This window comes from Pseudomonas sp. PSB11, from assembly GCF_014596605.1.
Classification (GTDB): domain Bacteria; phylum Pseudomonadota; class Gammaproteobacteria; order Pseudomonadales; family Pseudomonadaceae; genus Aquipseudomonas; species Aquipseudomonas umsongensis.
In genome coordinates this window covers 1-17903 of sequence record NZ_NOIO01000037.1, presented here as the reverse complement: position 1 = coordinate 17903, position 17903 = coordinate 1, and the positions used below count along the sequence as shown (strand labels likewise).

Here is a 17903-nt window from a genome sequence, read left to right as displayed (position 1 = left end):
CGTTGCCCCCGGGCCTGCGGCCCGGGGATCGCCAGCAAGCCGGCTCCTACAGGGATCGGGACCGATCCCGTATTGCATGTCTTACAGCCCTGATTTCAGGCTGGCTTCCAGGTATTCGTCGATATCGCCGTCGAGCACCTTGTCGCAGTCGCTGCGTTCGATGTTGGTACGTAGATCCTTGATCCGCGACGCATCGAGCACATAAGAACGGATCTGGTGACCCCAGCCGATATCCGACTTGGTGTCTTCCAGCGCCTGGGACGCGGCGTTGCGTTTCTGCATTTCCTGCTCATACAACTTGGCCCGCAGCATTTTCATGGCGGTGTCCTTGTTGGCATGCTGGGAACGTTCGTTCTGGCAGCTGACCACGGTATTGGTCGGTACGTGGGTGATACGTACGGCCGAGTCGGTGGTGTTTACGTGCTGGCCACCGGCACCGGAGGAACGATAGGTGTCGATCCGCAGGTCCGCCGGGTTGATCTCGATTTCCACCTTGTCATCGATCTCTGGCGAGACGAAAACCGCCGAGAACGAAGTGTGGCGACGGTTGCCAGAGTCGAACGGGCTCTTGCGAACCAGGCGATGTACGCCGATCTCGGTACGCAGCCAGCCAAAGGCGTATTCACCCTTGATGTGCACGGTCGCGCCCTTGATGCCCGCGACTTCACCGGCCGACAGTTCCATGATAGTGGCGTCGAAACCGCGTTTGTCCGCCCAGCGCAGGTACATGCGCAGCAGGATGTTGGCCCAGTCCTGGGCCTCGGTGCCACCGGAGCCGGCCTGGATATCCAGGTAGGCGTTGTTCGGGTCCATTTCATGGCTGAACATGCGGCGGAATTCAAGCTTGGCGAGGTTTTCCTCAAGACGGGCCAGCTCGGCGACGACATCGCCCACTGCGCCTTCGTCGTTTTCTTCGACAGCCATGTCCAGCAGGTCGCGGCAATCGGCCAGACCCGTGTTCAGTTCGTCGAGGGTATCGACGATCTGCGCCAGCGCAGCGCGCTCGCGGCCCAATTCCTGGGCGTATTCAGGTTTGTTCCAGACACTCGGATCTTCAAGCTCGCGATTGACCTCGGTCAGGCGCTCATGCTTTTGATCGTAGTCAAAGATACCCCCGAATAGTTTCGGAGCGCTCGGACAGGTCCTTGATGGTGTTAAGGATCGGGTTGATTTCCATGGCGGGCAGCACTCGTTGGCGAACTTTTGAAAGCCGGCGAGTATACCGGCAAACGGCCGGAAACGGCAGTCCGCTTGGCCGAAAAGGCCTGCCTACGCAATCCCCACCTGATTACGCCCGTTGTTCTTCGCCTGGTACAGCCCCTTGTCCGCCGCCAAGATCAATTCACGACAATTGCTGCCAGATGTCGGGATCATGGTCGACAGGCCGATGCTGATGGTCAGGCTCGATCCTTCGGTCGGGGCTATATGCGGGATCTTCAGCGCGGCCACGGTCATGCGCAGTTTTTCCGCCACCAGCCGCGCGCCGCCCTGCGAGGTGTTGGGCAGTACCAGGGCGAATTCTTCGCCGCCGTAGCGGGCCGGGAGGTCGGAAGGCCGGGAGCTGGCGTCGCGGATCGCCGCGGCGACCTGGCGCAAGGCTTCGTCGCCTTCCAGGTGACCGAAGGTGTCGTTGTAGGTCTTGAAATAGTCCACATCGATCATCAGCAACGACAATTGGCTCTGCTCACGCAGCGAGCGGCGCCATTCGAGTTCCAGGTATTCATCGAAATGCCGACGGTTCGACAGCCCGGTCAGGCCGTCGGAGTTCATCAGGCGTTGCAGCACCAGGTTGGTGTCGAGCAACTGTTGCTGGCTGACCCGCAAGGCGCGGTAGGCCGCATCACGCTGCAGCAGCGTCATGTAGGAGCGCGAGTGATAGCGAATGCGCGCCACCAGCTCGATGTTGTCCGGCAGCTTGACCAGATAGTCATTGGCCCCGGCCGCGAACGCCGCGCTCTTGATCAGCGGGTCTTCCTTGGTCGACAGGACGATGATCGGAATGTCCCTGGTCGCCGGGTGGTTGCGGTATTCGCGCACCAGGCTCAGGCCATCGAGGCCGGGCATGACCAGGTCCTGCAGGATCACCGTCGGCTTGATGCGCACGGCATGGGCGATGGCCTGGTGCGGGTCGGCGCAAAAGTGGAAGTCGATGTTTTCTTCGTTCGACAAACCGCGTCGTACGGCCTCGCCGATCATCGCCTGATCGTCCACCAACAGCACCATGGCGGCATTTTCGTCAGTCTTGAAGTCGTCGAGCTGTAAATCATTCATGTGCGTTCACCTGAATACTACTTGGGCCAGGAATGCGGTTGAAAGGGTCACTTGGGGAATATCTCCAGCAATCGCGGCGCTATCTGTTCCAGCGGGCGTATTTCCACGGCGGCATCGATGGCGGCAGCCGCCTTCGGCATACCGTACACCGCACTGCTTTGTTGATCCTGTGCGATGGTCAGGTAGCCATGCTGGCGCATGAGTTTAAGCCCTTGCGCCCCATCACGCCCCATGCCGGTCAACAAAACGCCAACCGCATCGCCATTCCAGTAACTGGCCACGCTCTCGAAAAACACATCGATAGAGGGCCTGTAGATCTCGTTGACCGGTTCGGCCGTGTAGGCCAGCTTGCCGTTTTTCAACAAACGAATATGGTGGTTGGTGCCCGCCAGCAGCACGGTGCCGCTTTGCGGGGGCTCGCCCTCCTGGGCCAGGCGCACGTTCAGGCCGCTGGCGCTGCCGAGCCATTCGGCCATGCCAGCGGCGAATACCTGGTCAACGTGTTGGACCAATACGATGGCCGGGGAAAAATCCCGTGGCAATCCCTTGAGCAGGAGTTCCAAAGCCGCCGGCCCGCCAGCGGATGAACCGATGGCGATCAGGCTCTGGCGTGGGCCCGAACTGCGCGTCGGATTCGGTGCCGATCGTTCCCGATTGCCCTTGTCGCCGATCAGCCAGCTGATATTCATGATCTTGCGTAGCAGCGGTGCCGCCGCTTCCTGGGCATTGCCCGCGCCGAGGGCCGGCGTGTCGACCACATCCAGGGCGCCATGGCCCATGGCCTCGAACACCCGATGCACGTTCTGCTGGCGATCGACAGTGACGATGACGATCGCGCAGGGCGTTTCAGCCATGATGCGCCGGGTGGCCTCCACTCCGTCCATCACCGGCATGATCAAATCCATCAGGATCAGGTCTGGCGTCTGTTCGGCACACTTTTGCACCGCCTCGCGGCCATTGCCCGCCACCCAGATCACCTGGTGGGCCGGCTCGAAAGCCAATGCCCGGCGCAAGGCTTCCACGGCCATTGGCATGTCATTGACGATTGCGATCTTCATGCCCGTGCTCCTCCTATGAGCTCAACCACTGCATCGAGCAGGGCATCGTCGTGAAAACTGGCTTTGGCTAGATAATAGTCGGCCCCGGCGTCCAGTCCACGACGACGGTCTTCTTCACGATCCTTGTAGGACACCACCATCACCGGCAGCGATTGCAGACGATTGTCCCGGCGCAACAACGACACCAGCTCGATGCCGTCCATGCGCGGCATGTCGATGTCGGTGATCAGCAGGTCGAAATCTTCGGAACGCAAGGCATTCCAGCCATCCATGCCGTCGACCGCCACGGCCACGTCATAACCTCGATTGAGCAACAGTTTGCGCTGCAGCTCACGCACGGTCAGGGAGTCATCGACGACCAGGACTCGCTTGCGGGCCGCTGCGACGACCTGGTTGCTGTGGCGCGCAATGCGCTCCAGGCGCCCGGTGTTGAGCAACTTATCCACCGAACGCAGCATGTCCTCGACATCGACGATCAACACCACCGAACCGTCGTCGAGCAGAGCGCCGGCGGAGATATCCTGGACCTTGCCGAGGCGCTCATCCAGGGGCAATACAACCAATGTCCGCTCGCCGATAAAGCGTTCTACCGCAATGCCATATATCGCATCACGCTCGCGGATCACCACGACTTTCAGGGTTTGCTGGCTGCCTTGACTGGCCGGACGCTGCAACAGTTGACTGGCGGCGACCAGCCCGACATGCCGGCCTTCATGCCAGAAATGCTGGCGGCCCTCGACCTGAACGATATCCGCCGGTTCCAGATCACACATGCGTTCAATGTGGGCCAGCGGGAATGCATAAGCCTCTTCACCGACTTCCACCACCAGGCTGCGCACCACGGACAGGGTCAGGGGCACCTCGAGATGGAAACGACTGCCCTCGCCCGCCGTCTGCTCCAGCACCACCGCACCGCGCAACTGGCGAACCATGTGCTGCACCGCATCCAGGCCAACGCCGCGCCCGGAGACTTCGGTGACAGTGTCGCGCAGACTGAAGCCGGGCAGGAAAAGGAAGGTCAGCAGTTCCTCTTCACTCAATTGCGCGGCGGTATCGGCCGGGGATAACTGGCGTTCGACGATGCTGCGACGGACCTTTTCCAGATCGACCCCGTTACCGTCATCGCTCAGCTGCAGCACCAGCAACCCGGCCTGATGGGACGCGCGCAGACGAATCAGGCCCTCTGCTGGCTTACCCGCCAACAGCCTTTGTTCCGGGCTTTCGATACCGTGATCGACGGCATTGCGCAGCAAGTGAGTCAGTGGCGCTTCGAGTTTTTCCAGGACGTCGCGATCGACCTGGGTCTTTTCGCCCTCGATCTCCAGCCGCACTTGCTTGCCGAGGCTACGACCGAGGTCGCGGACCATCCGCACCTGCCCCGTCAAGACATCGGCGAACGGCCGCATGCGACAAGCCAGCGCGGTGTCGTACAGCACCTGCGCGCGCTGGCTGGCCTGCCAGGCAAACTCATCCAGTTCGGCGTTTTTTTCCACCAGCAGTTGCTGGGACTCCGCCAGGAGCCGGCGTGCATCGTCAAGGGCTTCCCGGGCTTCGAGGCTCAGGACTTGCTCCTTGAGATGGGCGTTGAGGTTTTCCAGCGCCCGCTGACTGTTGCTCTGCATGCGCTTGAGCCGCTGCATGGTGGCCAGGTGCGGTTTGAGCCGCAGGGTTTCCACCAGGGATTTACTCGACAGATCGAGCAGGCTGTTCAAGCGCTCGGCAGTGACGCGCAGTACGCGCTCGCCGTTTTCGGTGGTACGCCTGGCCAGCTTGGGCGATACCGCCAGCGATTCGACGGGCACCGCCGGCTCTTCGATCGCGGGTGCGGGCGCTTCAACTTGCAGTTCGGCCATCACCGGCGAGGCGGGGGCCATGCTCGCGATCGCAGCAGCCATCGGATCGAGCAGGCGCCCCATCAATGCGACATATGCATCGATGTCCGCAGCGCCCGGCGCATTGTTCGGTGTCGCAATGCGCATCAGCAGGTCGGTGCCTTGCAGCAACGCATCAATGTGTTCCGGGCGCAGGTACAAGCGCCCTTCCTGGGCACTGACCAGGCAATCTTCCATGACATGGGCAACGCTGACGCCAGCATCGACGCCGACGATCCGGGCCGCGCCTTTTAGCGAATGGGCCGCACGCATGCACGATTCGAGATGATCAGCCTGGGTCGGATCACGTTCCAGCGCCAACAATCCTGTGCTCAGCACCTGGGTCTGGGCCTCGGCCTCCAGGCTGAACAGCTCCAGCAACGAAGAGTCGCGCATTTGCTCGGGGGTCATGTGAGGCTCCGGGTCACGGCGGACATCAGCTGATCTTCATCCAGCCAGCGCAGGCTGCGACCTTTGAATTGCATCACGCCACGGGTGTACTTGGCACTGGCCTGCGCGCCAGAGCGGGACGCCGCTTCAAGGATGCGTTCGTCGATGGCATGAATCCCGTCCACTTCGTCTACCGGCACCACCACGGGACCGCCGTGGGCGGCGATGATCAGCATGCGCGGCACGACTCGCGCGCCACTGGTCAGGCTGCTGGTGCTATCGAGCCCCAGCAACTCGACCAGGGAGAGGCACGCCACCAACGCACCCCGTACATTCGCCACCCCTAGCAAGGCCCGGGAGCGTTGATGGGGCAATGAATGAATGGTTTGCAACGGCGCCACTTCGACCAGGCTGCGAGTGGCCAGCGCCAGCCATTCTTCGCCGAGGCGGAACATCAGCAGCGAACGGGTCTTCACCTCGCTTTCGACGGCAGTGGACGCTGACGCGCGTTGCTCCTGCTGCAACGCGTAGCGATCCAGCAGGCGCGTGGCGGCCGCCGAATACACGGCGCAATTACGGCAGTGAACGTGTTCGCTCAGCAGCGGGCAGGACTTGTCGCCGTGAATACCAATGCGATTCCAGCAGTCGTCGATGGACTGGGCATCTTCATGGGTGACGTTCAAGGAGTCGGAGGCGATCATCGTTTACGCTCACTGTCGGCGGCGCGCTCGCTGCGGGCGGCGCGATCCTGCAATCGTCTGGCTCCCGCGGTATCACCCTGGGATTGCAGCAAGGCAGCCAAGTGCATCAATGCGTCGGCATGTTGCGGGTCGAGGTACAACGCCTTGCGATAAAAGCCCTGGGCTTCGAGGACGCTGCCGGCGACATCGCTGAGCAGCCCCAGCCAATAAAACACCTGGGCCACCGGTTCGTGGTGGCGTAGATAGTTATCACAAGCGGCACGGGCTTCGGCGCTTTTGCCTTCGTTGGCCAGCGCGGCGACGTTCGCCAGCAGCGCGGCGGCGTCGGATGTGCTTGGAGCGATTGGGTGCGATACCTGCTTGACGCTGGCGAACGGGCGCCGTTGAGTCGGTACCGGCGCCACCCTGCGCACGGTTTGCGGCACCGGCAACGGTGTGGGTACGAATGCCGGCAGAGGCTCGGGCTCCGGAGCGCTATGGCGGCTGAAGGCAAAGGATTGTGGGATACCAATCGAACGCATGCCCAGGCGCCCCAGCAGGCTGCCCTCCGCCGGGCCGATAAACAGTACCCCATCAATATGGGTCAAGCGCTTGAGTACCTCGAAAACCTGTTTCTGTGTGGGCAGATCGAAGTAGATCAGCAGATTGCGGCAGAACACGAAGTCATAGGGTGGCTCGTTGGCGAGCAAGGTCGGATCGAGCAGATTGCCGACCTGCAGGCGCACTTGCTCCAGCACCCGGGCGCTGAGTCGATAGCCATCATTTTCGGGGATGAAATGGCGGTCACGGAACGCAATATCCTGACCGCGAAACGAATTCTTGCCGTATAGCGCTCGTCGGGCTTTTTCCACCGACAACGGGCTGACGTCCATGCCATCGACCTTGAACTGGTGCGGCTTGAACCCGGCATCCAGCAGCGCCATGGCAATGGAATAAGGCTCTTCGCCGGTGGAGCATGGCAGGCTGAGAATCCGCAGGGCGCGCATGTTGTTGAGCTCGGCCAGGCGCCTGGTCGCCAGTTTCGCCAAGGTGGTGAAAGATTCCGGGTAACGGAAAAACCAGGTTTCAGGGACGATCACCGCTTCGATCAACGCCTGCTGCTCGTCGCTTGAACACTGCAAGGTGCGCCAATATTCGTCGGCGGTCTGCGCTTGGGACGCGGCACTGCGCTGGCGTACCGCACGCTCGATGATCGCCGGGCCGACCGACGTCACGTCGAGGCCGATACGCTCCTTGAGAAAATCGAAAAACCGCTGGTCGCTGCTCATTGCCACTGCTCCAGCAATGCCGGGTCCAGGGGTGGCGTCGGGTACAACAGCGCACGCACCTGATCGTCCAGCAGGTCGGCCACCCGCACCCATTGCAACAAACCCTGGGCATCTTCACGCACGGGCCCCAGGTATGGCGCCTGCGGATTGTCCAGGCCATAGGGCTGAAATTGCGCCGGGTTGCAACGCACGGTGTCGGTGGCCCGTTCCAGAATCAGACCGAGCAATTGCGCCTGGGCGGTTGCATCCGGCCGGTAATGCACCAGCACCAGGCGCGTGCTGGTACGCGCCTGCGCGGGCGTACCGAAGGTCAATGCACTGAGGTCGATGACCGGCACCACCGCGCCGCGATAGGCCAATACCCCGGCGACCCAGTGCGGCGCCTGGGCAATCGGCTTCAATGGCAGGCGCGGCAGCACTTCCGCCACCTCGATCGCCTGCAAGGCATACCGCTCGTGACCGATGCGAAACACCAGGAATAACGCGTGCGCCGCCTGTTTCACGGCAGAGCGCTTGGCCGTCAGCTCGCTCATCAGACTTTGAATCGCGAGACGCCGCTACGCAGCCCTACCGCCACCTGGCTCAGCTCGTCGATGGCGAAACTGGCCTGGCGCAGGGATTCGACGGTCTGGCTGCTGGCATCACCCAATTGCACCAGCGCGTGGTTGATCTGCTCGGCGCCGGTGGCCTGGGCCTGCATGCCTTCATTGACCATCAACACCCGCGGCGCCAGCGCCTGGACCTGATGGATGATCTGCGACAACTGCTCGCCCACCTGCTGCACCTCGAACATGCCGCGGCGCACTTCCTCGGAGAATTTGTCCATGCCCATCACACCGGCCGATACCGCCGATTGAATCTCGCGCACCATCTGTTCGATGTCGTAGGTGGCAACGGCAGTCTGGTCCGCCAGACGCCGGACTTCCGTCGCAACCACGGCAAAACCTCGACCGTATTCGCCGGCCTTCTCGGCTTCGATAGCCGCGTTGAGCGACAACAGGTTGGTCTGATCGGCGACCTTGACGATGGTCACCACCACCTGGTTAATGTTGCCGGCCTTCTCGTTGAGGATCGCCAGCTTGGCGTTGACCAGGTCAGCCGCGCCCATCACCGAATGCATGGTCTCCTCCATGCGCGCCAGGCCCTGTTGCCCGGAACCGGCGGCCACCGATGCCTGGTCGGCGGCGGTGGACACTTCGGTCATGGTGCGCACCAGGTCACGAGACGTAGCGGCGATTTCCCGGGAAGTCGCGCCGATTTCAGTGGTGGTCGCGGCCGTTTCGGTGGCGGTGGCCTGCTGTTGCTTGGACGTCGCGGCGATCTCGGTGACCGATGTGGTCACTTGCACCGAAGAACGCTGGGCCTGGGATACCAGGGCGGTCAGCTCGGTCATCATGTCGTTGAAGCCGGTTTCCACGGCACCGAACTCATCCTTGCGCTCAAGATTGAGACGCGAGCTCAGGTCGCCCGTGCGCATGATTTCGAGGATTTGCACGATACGATTCATCGGCGCCATGATGGCGCGCATCAACAGCAGGCCGCAAAGGCCGGCGGCCAGCACGGCCAGCACCAGGGAAATGCCCATGATCCCCTTGGCGGTGAGTACCGCATCGTCGATGGCCGCCACATCCTGGTCTGCCACCGCTTTGTTATGGCGCAAAATATCACTGAGCTTCATTCGGCCGGCGGTCCAGGCGGGGGTCAGCTCTTCGTTGAACACCCTCATGGCTTCGGCGTCCTGGTTGCGTTTATGCAGCTCGGTAACGGCAAGCAGGATGCGGTGATACTCGGCATGGAGTTTTTCGAACGCGGCATACTCGACCTTGTCTTCATCGGTCGTGACCGTCTCGCGATACAGCTCCATCTGCTCTTGCAGACGCGCGGAGAAGTTCTGGAAGTCCGCCGCATCCTTGGCGGTGAAGCCCTTCCCCTGCTCCAGCCCGAGCATCTCCAGCATCCGCAAGTAACTGTCGGACCAGGCGCCACGAACCATCGAACTGTAATACAAGCCCGGCAGCGCATCCTCACGAACGCTGGCTTCGCTGGTCTCGATCTTCAACAACCGCGAATACGAGACGACCACCATCAGCAACATGATGGCGATAATTACCGCAAAGCTCGCCAAAATGCGTTGGCGCAACGTCCAGTTCTTCACAGTCAATCCTCGGGGGCATTTTGAAATGCGGGGAGTATAGCCGAGGGCGCTGTTTCATTTATAAGACGGTTGCGCCACTTCTCATCTCTTGGCAAAAAAAATCGAAGTGGTCGGTTTATAGTCAAAAGATCGCAGCCTGCGGCAGCTCCTACAGGTGCACCCCGATCCCTTGTAGGAGCTGCCGCAGGCTGCGATCTTTGAAGGCTTACATCGAAGCCTGGCGCACCTGCTTCTCCAGTTCGGCCTTCAACCCTGGCGCCAGCTTGAGTTGCCGCGCCAGCTCATCGAGGTAGGACTTCTCCATGAAGCTCTCCTCATCCACCAGCATCACACTGGCGATGTACATCTCGGCGGCCATTTCCGGGGTGCTGGCGGCGCGGGCGACATCGCCCGGATCCAGTGGTTTGTTCAGTTCCGCATGCAGCCAGTGCTGCAGCTCCTGATCGTTGTCGAGCTTGCTGAACTCACCTTCGATCAGCTCGCGTTCGCGCGCGTCAATATGACCGTCTGCCTTGGCCGCGGCCACCAGGGCCTTGAGAATCGCCTGGCTGTGCTGCTCGGCTTGGGCCATTGGCAGGCGATCCAGGGTTTGCGGTTCGGTCTTCGGGGCGGTGCCCTGCTGGGCTTGCCAGTTGCCGTAGGCCTTGTAGGCCAGCACACCCAATGCGGCGAGGCCGCCATAAACCGCGACCTTGCCTCCGACCTTGCGCGCCTTCTTGTTACCCAGCAGCAGGCCCATCGCCCCGGCGGCCAGGGCCCCGCCGCCGGCACCGGAGAGCAAGCTGCCGATGCCACTGCTCGCCCCCTTGTTCTGCGCCGCACCGGTATTTTTTTGCAACAGATCCTGGCCAGACTTGAGCAGTTGGTCGAGCAATCCACGGGTGATCATTTTCCGCCTCCACAAAAGGTTTAACCGGACACTAAGGCCATCAGCCTAATTCGAAAGTGCCCGGCGACTTCGGTGGGTTTGCTTCCAGATGTTGCTGGGAAAAGGCTCCTGCCAGTGGCTTGCCGCAAATTACTGCCCGGACGCCCATCGAAAAAAAAGATATACACTGCCTAAAATCTATAAAAACCGCTTACCTGGTACGGCCTCATGATGACCCTGCGTCAAATCCGGCACTTCATTGCAGTGGCCGAGACCGGCTCGATCTCCGCCGCCGCGCAAACCGCGTTCATTTCCCAATCCACCCTGACCCTGGCGATCCAGCAGCTCGAGCAGGAGATCGGCGTCGGCCTGTTCAACCGCCACGCCAAGGGCATGACCCTGACCCATCAGGGGCATCAGTTCCTGCGCCAGGCGCATTTGATCCTGGCCACCGTGGACAATGCCAAGCGCAGCCTGCAACAAAGCACCGACCAGGTGGCCGGGCAATTGATCGTCGGGGTGACCAGCCTGGTGGCCGGTTACTACCTGGCGGACCTGCTCACCCGTTTCCAGCGCGCCTACCCCAACGTCGAAATCCGCGTAATGGAAGACGAACGCCCCTACATCGAACATTTGCTGGTCAGCGGCGAGATCGATGTCGGGGTGCTGATCCTTTCCAACCTTGAAGACCGTCACGCCTTGCAGACCGAAGTGCTGACCCACTCACCCCATCGACTGTGGTTGCCGGCCCAGCATCCGCTGCTGGAACACGACAGCATCAACCTCGCCGACGTGGCCCGCGAGCCGCTGATTCAATTGAACGTCGATGAGATGGATCGCAATGCCCAGCGCATGTGGACAGCCGCCTCCCTGCAACCACGCATCACCCTGCGCACGGCCTCGACCGAAGCGGTGCGTAGCCTGGTGGCGGCCGGACTGGGGGTTTCGATCCAGCCCGACATGACGTATCGCCCGTGGTCGCTGGAGGGCGACATCATCGAAGCGCGGCCGATTGCCGACCTGAGCCAGACCCTCGATGTCGGCCTGGCCTGGCGTCGCGGCACTGCGCGCCCGGCCCTGGTGGACCCGTTCCTGACTGTCGCCCGCGAACAGCCCCATGGCGGGCGCAAGCCATCTATTTAATCGAATGCCACCTTCAGTATTTAGAATTTGTCGACCTCGGGTCTGCGCACTAGTCTTGATGCATCCATATAAGACGGCCAGCCCCAGTCACAGGGAGCAACATGGCCACACAAGAAAAGAGCACCCGAAAAATGGCTGGCCCACAGACTCCGTTGTTCACCGCATTGTTGATCGAGGGTGAATTAGTCGCAGGGCAAGGCCGTGTCGAAGCGATTCTCAACCCGGCCACCGGCGAAGTGTTGACGCACATCGCCGAAGCCAGCACCGAACAAGTCGAAGCCGCCATCCTCGCCGCGCACCGCGCCTTCGCCGGCTGGTCGCGGACCACGCCGCAGCAGCGCTCGAGCCTGTTGCTGGACATCGCCAACGCCATCGAAAAAAACGCCGACCTGCTCGCCCGCCTCGAGTCGATGAACTGCGGCAAGCCGTTGCACCTGGCCCGCCAGGACGACTTGAGCGCCACGGTCGATGTGTTCCGCTTTTTCGCCGGAGCCGTGCGCTGCCAGACCGGCCAGCTCAGCGGCGAGTACCTGCCGGGCTACACCAGCATGGTGCGGCGCGATCCTATCGGGGTCGTTGCGTCCATCGCGCCGTGGAATTACCCAATCATGATGGCGGCGTGGAAAATCGCCCCGGCCCTGGCCGCCGGCAATACCCTGGTGTTCAAGCCCTCGGAACACACGCCCCTGTCGATCCTGGCGTTGGCCCCGGCGCTGGCCGAGATCCTGCCGCCTGGCGTGATCAACATTGTTTGCGGTGGCGGCGAAGGCGTCGGCAGTCATCTGGTCAGCCATCCGAAGGTGCGCATGGTGTCGCTGACCGGCGATATCGTCACCGGGCAGAAAATCCTCCAGGCCGCGGCAAAGACCCTCAAGCGCACGCACCTCGAACTGGGCGGCAAAGCGCCCGTGATCGTCTGCAATGATGCCGATATCCAGGCGGTGGTCGAAGGCGTGCGCACCTACGGCTATTACAACGCCGGCCAGGACTGCACCGCCGCTTGCCGGGTGTATGCCCAGGCCGGCATTCACGATCGCCTGGTGGCCGAACTCGGCGCAGCGGTCAGCAGCCTGCGTTTCGCCGGTAAACGCGATGCCGACAACGAAATCGGCCCGTTGATCAGCACTCGCCAGCGCGACCGCGTGGCCAGTTTCGTCGAGCGCGCCCTCGGCCAGCCGCATATCGAACGGGTAACCGGTGCGGCGGTGCATTCCGGCGCCGGCTTCTATTACCAACCGACGTTGCTCGCCGGTTGCAAGCAAGGCGATGAAATCGTCCAGCGCGAAGTGTTCGGGCCGGTGGTCACCGTGACCCGATTCGATCAGCTGGAACAGGCGGTGGACTGGGCCAACGACTCGGAATACGGCCTGGCCTCGTCGGTCTGGACGCAGAACCTGGACAAGGCGATGCAGGTTGCCGCGCGGTTGCAGTATGGCTGCACCTGGATCAACAGCCATTTCATGCTGGTCAGCGAGATGCCCCACGGCGGGCTCAAGCGTTCGGGTTATGGCAAGGACCTGTCCAGCGATTCACTCCAGGACTACAGCGTGGTGCGGCACATCATGGCACGCCACGGGCAGCATCTCTGACTACGCTAATAACAAGCCGTTAACGGCATGCTTCACCACGTTCACCACTGCCCCGACCATAATTTGAAGAAGAGGGAAATCCCATGTTCGTGCACAAGACCGCACTGCTCAGTGCCATCACCCCCTTACTGCTGGCCAGTGGCGTGTTTGTCCACGCCGCCGAGCCACTGAAGGCCGTCGGTGCCGGCGAAGGCCAGCTGGATATCGTCGCGTGGCCTGGCTACATCGAACGTGGCGAAAGCGACAAGGCCTACGACTGGGTGACCGGTTTCGAGAAAGAAACCGGCTGCAAGGTCAACGTGAAAACCGCTGCGACCTCCGATGAGATGGTCAGCCTGATGGCCAAGGGTGGTTATGACCTGGTGACCGCGTCGGGGGATGCCTCGCTGCGCCTGATCGTCGGCAAACGCGTGCAGCCGATCAACACGGCGTTGATCCCGAACTGGAAGAACCTCGACCCGCGCCTGAAGGATGCGCCGTGGTACGTGGTCAACAAGCAGACCTACGGCACCCCGTACCAGTGGGGTCCGAACGTATTGATGTACAACACCAATGTCTTCAAGACCGCGCCCGACAGCTGGGGCGTGCTGTTCAATGCCGAAGACCTGCCGGACGGCAAGCCGAACAAGGGCCGCGTGCAGGCCTATGACGGTCCGATCTACATCGCCGACGCGGCGCTGTACCTGAAATCCGCCAAGCCGGAACTGGGCATCCAGAACCCCTACGAACTGACCGAAGCACAATACAAGGCCGTGCTCGATCTGTTGCGCGCCCAGCAGCCGTTGATCCACCGCTACTGGCACGACACCACCGTACAGATGAGTGACTTCAAGAACGAGGGCGTAGTGGCGTCCGGGGCCTGGCCCTATCAGGTCAACGGCCTGATCAACGAGAAACAACCGATCGCCTCGACCATCCCCAAGGAAGGCGCCACCGGGTGGGCCGACACCACCATGATGCACACCGATGCCAAGCACCCCAACTGTGCCTACAAGTGGATGGACTGGTCGTTGCAACCGAAAGTCCAGGGTGACGTGGCGGCCTGGTTCGGTTCGTTGCCAGCGGTACCGGCGGCGTGCAAAGAGAGCGAACTGCTTGGCGCCGAAGGCTGCAAGACCAACGGCTTCGACAACTTCGACAAGATCGCCTTCTGGAAAACCCCGCAGGCCGAGGGCGGTAAATTCGTGCCGTACAGCCGCTGGACCCAGGACTACATCGCGATCATGGGCGGCAGGTAAGCCCTCTTAAGATCAAAAGATCGCAGCCTGCGGCAGCTCCTACCGCGACCGCAGGCACCGCAGATTCGGTGCCTTCTGCAAATCCTGTAGGAGCTGCCGAAGGCTGCGATCTTTTCGACGCCACAACCGATTCAGATTTTTTAGAAAGCGCGCCTTTTTGGAGCACCGCACCATGACGCTTGCAGTCCAGTTCACCAACGTTTCCCGTCAGTTCGGCGAAGTGAAAGCCGTTGACCGGGTTTCCATCGACATCCAGGACGGCGAGTTTTTCTCCATGCTGGGGCCTTCCGGCTCAGGCAAAACCACCTGCCTGCGCCTGATCGCCGGTTTTGAGCAACCGAGCGCGGGTTCCATTCGTATTCATGGCGAGGAAGCCGCCGGCCTTCCGCCTTACCAGCGTGATGTGAACACCGTGTTCCAGGATTACGCGCTGTTCCCTCACATGAACGTTCGCGATAACGTCGCCTACGGCTTGAAAGTCAAAGGCGTCCCAAAGGCCGAGCGCCTCAAACGCGCCGAGGAAGCCCTCGACATGGTCGCCCTTGGCGGCTATGGCGAGCGCAAGCCGGTGCAACTTTCCGGTGGCCAGCGCCAGCGTGTGGCCCTGGCCCGTGCCCTGGTCAATCGCCCACGAGTGTTGCTGCTCGACGAACCGCTAGGCGCGCTGGACCTCAAGCTGCGCGAGCAGATGCAAGGCGAATTGAAGAAGCTGCAACGCCAGCTGGGCATCACCTTCATCTTCGTCACCCACGACCAGACCGAAGCGCTGTCGATGTCCGATCGCGTCGCCGTGTTCAACAAGGGTCGCATTGAACAGGTCGATTCGCCGCGCAACCTGTACATGAAGCCTTCGACCACCTTCGTCGCCGAGTTTGTCGGCACCTCCAATGTGATTCGCGGCGACCTGGCACGGCAGTTGAGCGGCAATCCCCAGCCGTTCTCGATACGCCCGGAACACGTGCGCTTCGCCGAAGGCCCGTTGGCCAGCCATGAGATCGAAGTCAGCGGCCTGCTGCACGATATCCAATACCAGGGCAGCGCCACCCGCTACGAATTGAAGTTGGAAAACGGCCAGACCTTGAACATCAGCCAGGCCAACAATCAATGGCTCGACACCAGTGCCCAGCACCAGACCGGGCAACGCCTGAGCGCACGCTGGGCCCGTGAAGCGATGATCCCGCTGCACGACACCCTGACAGGCGGGGTGTGACATGAGCACCCTGGCTGTTCCTCATTCCTCGTCGGGCGGCTCGGCGTTGCGCAGGTTTTCCAACCTGCTGTACCGCCGGCCGAACCTGTACCTGTCGATGCTGCTGGTGCCGCCGCTGCTGTGGTTCGGTGCCATTTACCTGGGTTCGTTGCTGACGTTGCTGTGGCAAGGTTTCTACACCTTCGACGACTTCACCATGGCGGTCACCCCTGACCTGACCTTGGCGAACTTCGCCGCGCTGTTCCAGCCATCGAACTTCGACATCATCCTGCGCACCCTGAGCATGGCGATTGTCGTGTCCATCGCCAGCGCCATTGTCGCCTTCCCGATTGCCTACTACATGGCGCGCTACACCACGGGTAAAACCAAGGCATTTTTCTACATCGCCGTCATGATGCCGATGTGGGCCAGTTACATCGTCAAGGCCTACGCCTGGACGCTGCTGCTGGCCAAAGGCGGCGTAGCACAGTGGTTCGTGCAGAACCTGGGGCTGGAATCGTTGTTGCAGTTTGTACTGGGCATCCCGGGGGTCGGGGGCAGTACCTTGTCGACCTCGCACCTGGGGCGCTTCATGGTGTTCGTCTACATCTGGCTGCCCTTCATGATCCTGCCGATCCAGGCCTCGCTGGAACGCCTGCCACCCTCACTGCTGCAAGCGTCCGCCGACCTTGGCGCCAAGCCGCGCCAGACTTTCATGCAGGTGATCCTGCCGCTGTCGGTGCCGGGTATTGCGGCAGGTTCCATCTTCACGTTCTCCCTGACCCTGGGCGATTTCATCGTGCCACAACTGGTCGGCCCACCCGGCTACTTCGTCGGCAGCATGGTGTATGCCCAACAAGGTGCGATCGGCAACATGCCAATGGCGGCAGCCTTCACCCTGGTGCCGATCGTGCTGATCGCCATCTACCTGTCCATCGTCAAACGACTGGGGGCCTTCGATGCACTCTGACAAAGCATCCCTGGGCTTGCGTATCGCCGCCTGGGGCGGGCTGGTGTTCCTGCACTTCCCGATCCTGATCATCTTCCTGTATGCCTTCAACACCGAAGACGCGGCGTTCAGCTTCCCGCCCAAGGGCTTCACCCTGAAGTGGATCGGCGTGGCCTTCTCACGGCCCGACGTACTGGAAGCGATCAAGTTGTCGCTGCAGATCGCGACCATTGCCACGTTGATTGCCATGGTGCTTGGCACATTGGCGTCGGCGGCGCTGTACCGACGGGACTTTTTCGGCAAGCAAGGTATCTCGCTGATGCTGATCCTGCCGATTGCCCTGCCGGGGATCATCACCGGTATCGCATTGCTGGCGACGTTCAAGACGCTGGGCATCGAGCCGGGGATGTTCACCATCATCGTCGGCCACGCGACCTTCTGCGTGGTGATCGTCTACAACAACGTCATCGCCCGCTTGCGCCGTACCTCCCACAGCCTGATCGAAGCCTCGATGGACCTCGGCGCCGATGGCTGGCAGACCTTCCGCTACATCATCCTGCCGAACCTCGGCTCGGCGTTGCTGGCCGGCGGCATGTTGGCGTTCGCGCTGTCATTCGACGAGATCATCGTCACCACCTTCACCGCCGGCCATGAACGCACCCTGCCGCTATGGCTGCTCAACCAGCTCAGCCGCCCACGGGACGTGCCGGTGACCAACGTCGTGGCGATGCTGGTGATGATGGTGACGATGCTGCCGATCCTCGGTGCCTATTACCTGACCCGGGGTGGCGAGAGCGTGGCGGGGAGCGGCGGCAAATAAATCCATAACAACTCAGCTCCCATTGAAGGAACCGAATCCAATGTGGGAGCGGGCTTGCTCGCGAAAGCGGTGTATCAGCCAACATCAATATTGAATGTGATGGCCTCTTCGCGAGCAAGCCCGCTCCCACAGTTTGAATCGGTTTCTTCAGGGGAAATAACAACAGTTCTGACGAGGACGATGCCATGCAAACCCAACTCCTGATCAACGGCCAACTGCTCACCGGCGAAGGCCCCGCCCAACCGGTGTTCAACCCGGCGCTGGGTCGCGTGCTGGTGGAAATCAACGAGGCCAGCGAGGCCCAGGTCGATGCCGCCGTACGCGCCGCCGATGCCGCCTTCGACAGCTGGTCGCAGACCCCGCCCAAGGAACGTTCGCTGCTGCTGCTCAAAC

At 61.7% G+C, this 17903-nt stretch carries 16 protein-coding genes; 7 read left to right on the top strand and 9 right to left on the bottom strand.

What is annotated here, in order from left to right; all coding sequences use genetic code 11:
* Positions 1-81: 81 nt before the first annotated feature.
* From prfB to CGA21_RS27530, 9 genes are all read right to left on the bottom strand, one after another.
* Positions 82-1177, bottom strand: a protein-coding gene (gene prfB, locus CGA21_RS27570) for a peptide chain release factor 2 (protein WP_098465888.1) whose coding sequence is annotated in 2 segments (ribosomal slippage) — positions 82-1104 and positions 1106-1177 — 1095 coding nt in all. Because the reading frame shifts where the segments join, the coding sequence is not laid out codon by codon here.
* A gap of 92 nt (positions 1178-1269) precedes the next feature.
* Entirely contained in the window at positions 1270-2271 is a 1002-nt protein-coding gene (locus CGA21_RS27565) for a PleD family two-component system response regulator (RefSeq protein WP_188265484.1), read from the bottom strand.
* Between the two features lie 47 nt (positions 2272-2318).
* Positions 2319-3329 carry a chemotaxis response regulator protein-glutamate methylesterase gene (locus CGA21_RS27560; RefSeq protein WP_110748626.1) on the bottom strand — a complete coding sequence of 337 codons (1011 nt, stop codon included), beginning with the start codon at positions 3327-3329 and terminating at the stop codon, positions 2319-2321.
* Positions 3326-5611: a hybrid sensor histidine kinase/response regulator gene (locus CGA21_RS27555; protein WP_188265483.1), complete on the bottom strand. Its 2286-nt coding sequence runs from the start codon at positions 5609-5611 to the stop codon at positions 3326-3328. The genes CGA21_RS27560 and CGA21_RS27555 overlap by 4 nt, the downstream gene beginning before the upstream one ends.
* Positions 5608-6291 (bottom strand): chemotaxis protein CheW, encoded by a 684-nt coding sequence (locus CGA21_RS27550; protein ID WP_188265482.1) that lies wholly within the window; start codon positions 6289-6291, stop codon positions 5608-5610. Before CGA21_RS27550 ends, CGA21_RS27555 begins: the two co-directional genes overlap by 4 nt.
* Complete coding sequence (locus tag CGA21_RS27545; RefSeq protein ID WP_188265481.1) at positions 6288-7559, bottom strand: CheR family methyltransferase; 1272 nt, start codon at positions 7557-7559, stop codon at positions 6288-6290. Before CGA21_RS27545 ends, CGA21_RS27550 begins: the two co-directional genes overlap by 4 nt.
* Positions 7556-8092, bottom strand: a complete 537-nt coding sequence (locus CGA21_RS27540; RefSeq protein WP_110748614.1) for a chemotaxis protein CheW — start codon at positions 8090-8092, stop codon at positions 7556-7558. Before CGA21_RS27540 ends, CGA21_RS27545 begins: the two co-directional genes overlap by 4 nt.
* Positions 8092-9714, bottom strand: a complete 1623-nt coding sequence (locus tag CGA21_RS27535; RefSeq protein ID WP_188265480.1) for a methyl-accepting chemotaxis protein — start codon at positions 9712-9714, stop codon at positions 8092-8094. Before CGA21_RS27535 ends, CGA21_RS27540 begins: the two co-directional genes overlap by 1 nt.
* Before the next feature lie 205 nt (positions 9715-9919).
* Complete coding sequence (locus CGA21_RS27530) at positions 9920-10603, bottom strand: tellurite resistance TerB family protein (RefSeq protein ID WP_188265479.1); 684 nt, start codon at positions 10601-10603, stop codon at positions 9920-9922.
* 207 nt (positions 10604-10810) lie between these two features.
* Between CGA21_RS27530 and CGA21_RS27525 the strand changes: the two genes are divergently transcribed.
* From CGA21_RS27525 to CGA21_RS27495, 7 genes are all read left to right on the top strand, one after another.
* Positions 10811-11725 carry a LysR family transcriptional regulator gene (locus CGA21_RS27525; RefSeq protein ID WP_020799666.1) on the top strand — a complete coding sequence of 305 codons (915 nt, stop codon included), beginning with the start codon at positions 10811-10813 and terminating at the stop codon, positions 11723-11725.
* Between the two features lie 131 nt (positions 11726-11856).
* Complete coding sequence (locus tag CGA21_RS27520) at positions 11857-13314, top strand: gamma-aminobutyraldehyde dehydrogenase (protein WP_110748606.1); 1458 nt, start codon at positions 11857-11859, stop codon at positions 13312-13314.
* Between the two features lie 83 nt (positions 13315-13397).
* Positions 13398-14552 carry a putative ABC transporter substrate-binding protein YdcS gene (gene ydcS, locus CGA21_RS27515; protein WP_110748603.1) on the top strand — a complete coding sequence of 385 codons (1155 nt, stop codon included), beginning with the start codon at positions 13398-13400 and terminating at the stop codon, positions 14550-14552.
* Between the two features lie 172 nt (positions 14553-14724).
* Complete coding sequence (locus CGA21_RS27510; protein ID WP_110748601.1) at positions 14725-15762, top strand: ABC transporter ATP-binding protein; 1038 nt, start codon at positions 14725-14727, stop codon at positions 15760-15762.
* 1 nt (position 15763) lies between these two features.
* Entirely contained in the window at positions 15764-16711 is a 948-nt protein-coding gene (locus tag CGA21_RS27505; RefSeq protein ID WP_110748598.1) for an ABC transporter permease, read from the top strand.
* Positions 16701-17510, top strand: a complete 810-nt coding sequence (locus CGA21_RS27500) for an ABC transporter permease (RefSeq protein ID WP_110748595.1) — start codon at positions 16701-16703, stop codon at positions 17508-17510. The genes CGA21_RS27505 and CGA21_RS27500 overlap by 11 nt, the downstream gene beginning before the upstream one ends.
* 185 nt (positions 17511-17695) lie before the next feature.
* A partial coding sequence (locus CGA21_RS27495; RefSeq protein ID WP_188265478.1) for an aldehyde dehydrogenase family protein occupies positions 17696-17903 on the top strand: 208 nt, incomplete at its 3' end.

Excerpts from the sequence above, each read along its gene's own strand:
- CGA21_RS27565 (WP_188265484.1), bottom strand. The coding sequence starts at position 2,271 with ATGAATGATTTACAGCTCGACGACTTCAAGACTGACGAAAATGCCGCC.
- CGA21_RS27560 (WP_110748626.1), bottom strand. The coding sequence starts at position 3,329 with ATGAAGATCGCAATCGTCAATGACATGCCAATGGCCGTGGAAGCCTTG.
- CGA21_RS27555 (WP_188265483.1), bottom strand. The coding sequence starts at position 5,611 with ATGACCCCCGAGCAAATGCGCGACTCTTCGTTGCTGGAGCTGTTCAGC.
- CGA21_RS27550 (WP_188265482.1), bottom strand. The coding sequence starts at position 6,291 with ATGATCGCCTCCGACTCCTTGAACGTCACCCATGAAGATGCCCAGTCC.
- CGA21_RS27545 (WP_188265481.1), bottom strand. The coding sequence starts at position 7,559 with ATGAGCAGCGACCAGCGGTTTTTCGATTTTCTCAAGGAGCGTATCGGC.
- CGA21_RS27540 (WP_110748614.1), bottom strand. The coding sequence starts at position 8,092 with ATGAGCGAGCTGACGGCCAAGCGCTCTGCCGTGAAACAGGCGGCGCAC.
- CGA21_RS27530 (WP_188265479.1), bottom strand. The coding sequence starts at position 10,603 with ATGATCACCCGTGGATTGCTCGACCAACTGCTCAAGTCTGGCCAGGAT.
- CGA21_RS27525 (WP_020799666.1), top strand. The coding sequence starts at position 10,811 with ATGATGACCCTGCGTCAAATCCGGCACTTCATTGCAGTGGCCGAGACC.
- CGA21_RS27520 (WP_110748606.1), top strand. The coding sequence starts at position 11,857 with ATGGCTGGCCCACAGACTCCGTTGTTCACCGCATTGTTGATCGAGGGT.
- ydcS (WP_110748603.1), top strand. The coding sequence starts at position 13,398 with ATGTTCGTGCACAAGACCGCACTGCTCAGTGCCATCACCCCCTTACTG.
- CGA21_RS27510 (WP_110748601.1), top strand. The coding sequence starts at position 14,725 with ATGACGCTTGCAGTCCAGTTCACCAACGTTTCCCGTCAGTTCGGCGAA.
- CGA21_RS27505 (WP_110748598.1), top strand. The coding sequence starts at position 15,764 with ATGAGCACCCTGGCTGTTCCTCATTCCTCGTCGGGCGGCTCGGCGTTG.
- CGA21_RS27500 (WP_110748595.1), top strand. The coding sequence starts at position 16,701 with ATGCACTCTGACAAAGCATCCCTGGGCTTGCGTATCGCCGCCTGGGGC.